Here is a 3,957-nt window from a genome sequence, read left to right as displayed (position 1 = left end):
CCCCACCAACACCCCCCACGCCAGTAACACCCGCAACAGCAACCGCACGGGAGGTGAAGGGCGTTGACGACCGAGTCCCACCTGTCCCATCCGGTCACGCCCCGCCGTACATATCTGATCGGCCGCGCCCGGCCGAACGCGATCATCGGCCGGAACCGCGAGTCCGGCGAGATCGCGCTCATCATCGCGGGCGCGTTCCTCGGCATGATGTGCGGTCTCCTCGTCCCGGTGCTCGTCCCGCGCATCGCCCTGCTGACGGGCTTCCCGATGCTGGCGCTCGCCGCGGTCTACGTGCCGTACAAGCGGCGCACCTTCTACAAGTGGTTCGAGATCAACCGCAGCTACAAGCGCACGGTCCGCCGCGGCGCCACCTACCGCTCCGCCGCCATGGAGGCCGGCACCAGCCTCGACGGCCGTGAGGTCGAGGTCGGCCCCCCGCCGGGCATCGGCCGCATCACCTGGCTCGCCGCCCCGTTCGGCCCGGACGAGATCGCCGTCCTGCTGCACGCCGACCGGAGGACCGTCACCGCGGCCATCGAGATCGAGGGCCCCGGCGTCGGCCTGCGCGACTCCGAGGACCAGGAAGCCCTCGTCGACCGCTTCGGCACCCTCCTCAAGCACGTGGCCAACGGCGACGGCTTCGTCACGCGCCTCCAGATGCTCGCGCGCACCCTGCCCGCGGACCCCGACGCCCACGCCAAGGATGTCGCCCAGCGCGGCGACGAGCGCTCCCCGGGCTGGCTGCGGCAGTCGTACGACCAGCTCCAGTCCATGGTGTCCACGAGCAGCGAGCAGCACCGCGCGTACCTGGTCGCCTGCATGCACTACACCCGCGAACTGGCCGCCGAGGCGCACGCCATGGCCCGCGCCGCCCGCCCCCAGGGCAGGAAGCTCGACAAGGACGCCGGCCTCGCCGTCGTCATGGCCCGTGAGCTGACGGACATCTGCTCGCGCCTCCAGGAGGCCGACATCCGCGTCCGGCAGCCGCTCGGCCAGGGCCGCCTCGCCTCCCTGATCCACTCCATGTACGACCCGGACCACCCGATCGACCACATCCAGGCCATGACCAAGCGCAACGCCTGGCCGGCCGAACTGGACGCGACGGAACCGGACTTCCTCCAGGCCAAGACCCGCGAGTCCTCCACCCGCGCGCCCTGGTGCCACGCCACCGCCTGGGTGAAGGAGTGGCCGATGACCCCGGTCGGCGTGAACTTCCTCGCGCCCCTCCTCGTCCACACCCCCGACGTGATCCGCACGGTCGCCGTCACCATGGACCTGGAGCCGACCGAGGTCGCCATCGAGCGCATGCTCACGGAGAAGACCAACGACGAGGCGGAGGCGTCCCGCGCCGCCAAGATGAACCGCACGGTCGACCCGCGCGACGTGGCCTCCCACTCCCGCCTCGACCAGCGCGGAGAGGACCTGGCCAGCGGCGCCGCCGGCGTCAACCTCGTCGGCTACATCACCGTCTCGTCCCGCTCCCCCGAAGCCCTCGCCCGCGACAAGCGGACCATAAGGGCCTCCGCCGGAAAGTCGTACCTGAAGCTGGAGTGGTGCGACCGCGAGCACCACCGGTCCTTCGTCAACACCCTCCCGTTCGCCACCGGAATCCGAAGGTAGGGCCACCGCGATGCGGGATCATTCGGACCAGCAGGGGTCACCACCCGGGCGAGGACCGGAACTGGAGGTACGTCACTGATGCGGGACCCGCTGTCCGTCCTCACCGACGCCTTCACGTCCTTCCTCTTCGGCAAGGTCGAGACGACCCGCCTCCCCGTGCGCACGTCCACCGGCCAGGCCCAGGCGGTCTACCTCCCGACCGCCGCGCCCGGCCTCGGCGACTCGGGCGTGATCATCGGCCGCGAGGTCTACTCCGGCAAGGGCTACATCTACGACCCCTTCCAGCTCTACGGCCAGCAGCTGCCCGCCCCGCACTGGCTCGTCCTCGGCGAGTCCGGCAACGGCAAGTCGGCCCTGGAGAAGACGTACGTCCTGCGCCAGCTCCGCTTCCGCGACCGCCAGGTCGTCGTCCTCGACGCCCAGGGCGAGGACGGCGTCGGCGAGTGGAACCTCATCGCGCAGGAGCTGGGGATAACTCCCATCCGCCTGGACCCGACGGCCGCCCTCGACCACGGGATCCGCCTCAACCCCCTCGACCCGTCGATCACGACCACGGGCCAGCTCGCGCTGCTCCGGACGATCATCGAGGTGGCGATGGGCCACGGCCTGGACGAGCGTTCCGGCTTCGCCCTGAAGGTCGCGCACGCCTACGTCAACGAGACCATCGTCGAACGCCAGCCGGTCCTCACCGACATCGTCGAGCAGCTCCGCCACCCCGAGCCGGAGTCCGCGGAGGCGATGAACGTCGCCATAGACGACGTACGGGCGTGGGGCCTGGACGTGGCCCTGGTCCTGGACCGCCTCGTCGACGGTGACCTGCGGGGCATGTTCGACGGCCCGACGACGGTGGGCATCGACCTCGACGCCCCGCTCATCGTCTTCGACCTGTCGCACATCGACCGCAACTCCATCGCCATGCCCATCCTCATGGCGATCGTCGGTGTCTGGCTGGAGCACACCTGGATCCGCCCCGACCGGAAGAAGCGCATCTTCCTGGTCGAGGAGGCCTGGCACATCATCAACAGCCCGTTCGTGGCCCAGCTCTTCCAGCGCCTGCTGAAGTTCGGCCGACGCCTCGGTCTGTCGTTCGTCGCGGTCGTCCACCATCTCTCCGACGTCATCGACGGAGCGGCGGCGAAGGAAGCGGCCGCCATCCTCAAGATGGCGTCGACGAGGACCATCTACGCCCAGAAGGCGGACGAGGCCCGCGCCACGGGCCGCGTCCTGGGCCTCCCCCGCTGGGCGGTGGAGATCATCCCGACCCTCACCCCGGGCATCGCGGTCTGGGACGTCAACGGCAATGTGCAGGTGGTCAAGCATCTGATCACCGAGACGGAGCGCCCCCTCGTCTTCACCGACCGCGCCATGACCGAGTCCTCCGACGACCACCTCCTGGACGACGACGCCCTGCGCGCCGCCGAACTGGAGGCCGAGGAACGGGCCGCCGCGTTCGTGGAGCATCTGAGCGACGTCGACGGCTACGGCTCCTCCGAGTCCACGGTGGCCTGAGCGAGCGAGGGACGAGCCGGTACGGGCGGACGAGCGAGCCGGTACCGGCAAGGGACGGGCGTGAACGGCGCAGGAGGAGACGGCGTGAACGGCGGCGTGCGATGAGACCAGACGACCGACACCGGCATCCCCAGCAGGGCGGAGGCGGCGTCCCCGACGGGCTGCTGATCGCCGTTCTCGGTTTCCTGGTCGGCATCACCCTGCTCGTCTGGTCCGCGACCGGCCTGGCGGGCCTGTTCGCGCACGGCGCCTGGCCGGACCGCGTCACCTTCACGCGCACGCCCCTGGCCGTACGCAGCCTGGTCTCGGCCCCGCAGGACCTCCCGGCCGCCTGGCCCGACACCCCGGCCGCCCAGCTCTCCGGCTACGGCCTCTTCTGGGGCCTCCTCATCGGCCAGCTGATGATCCTGCTCGTCCTCACGGTCTTCATCACGGGCACCCTGGCCCGCTGGAGAGCCGTCCGTGCCAGGGAGAAGGCGGCACGAGCACGGGCAGGGACCCAGCCGGCACCTCTCCCGCCCCAGGCCCAGGTCCTGTCACCCCCGGTCCCGGAGCCGAGGAACGGCACCGCTCCCCTCACCGATCCGGCCCCGGTCCACCTCACGAAGCCCCCGGGCACGGGCACGGAACGCGAGACGGTGAGCGCCGGGACCGACATCGCCTACGAGACGAGCACCACCCCAGGAACCGCCCCAGCTGCCCCGACCGCTCCGGCCGTGATGGCCCAGCCCACCCATCATGCGCCGGTCGCCCCCGCGCCCTCCCCGCCGACCGGGGCGGTAGTCCCAGAGGCCCCGTTCCCGGCCGACGGGAAGCCGGCAGGCGTGC

2 protein-coding genes and 1 pseudogene are annotated in these 3,957 nt (G+C 71.1%); all 3 read left to right on the top strand.

Going from position 1 to position 3,957, the window contains the following annotated elements; all coding sequences use genetic code 11:
* Nucleotides 1–63: 63 nt before the first annotated feature.
* Entirely contained in the window at nucleotides 64–1,620 is a 1,557-nt protein-coding gene (locus AOK23_RS40440; protein WP_055717403.1) for an SCO6880 family protein, read from the top strand.
* A 78-nt stretch (nucleotides 1,621–1,698) separates the two neighbouring features.
* Nucleotides 1,699–3,129: an ATP-binding protein gene (locus AOK23_RS40435; protein WP_055524389.1), complete on the top strand. Its 1,431-nt coding sequence runs from the start codon at nucleotides 1,699–1,701 to the stop codon at nucleotides 3,127–3,129.
* Nucleotides 3,130–3,230: 101 nt separating this feature from the next.
* Nucleotides 3,231–3,957: pseudogene (locus AOK23_RS51020) on the top strand (type VI secretion protein); the annotation flags it as partial.

It is taken from the genome of Streptomyces torulosus, from assembly GCF_001419765.1.
GTDB lineage: Bacteria > Actinomycetota > Actinomycetes > Streptomycetales > Streptomycetaceae > Streptomyces > Streptomyces torulosus.
This window is presented reverse-complemented; position numbering and strand designations above follow the sequence as displayed.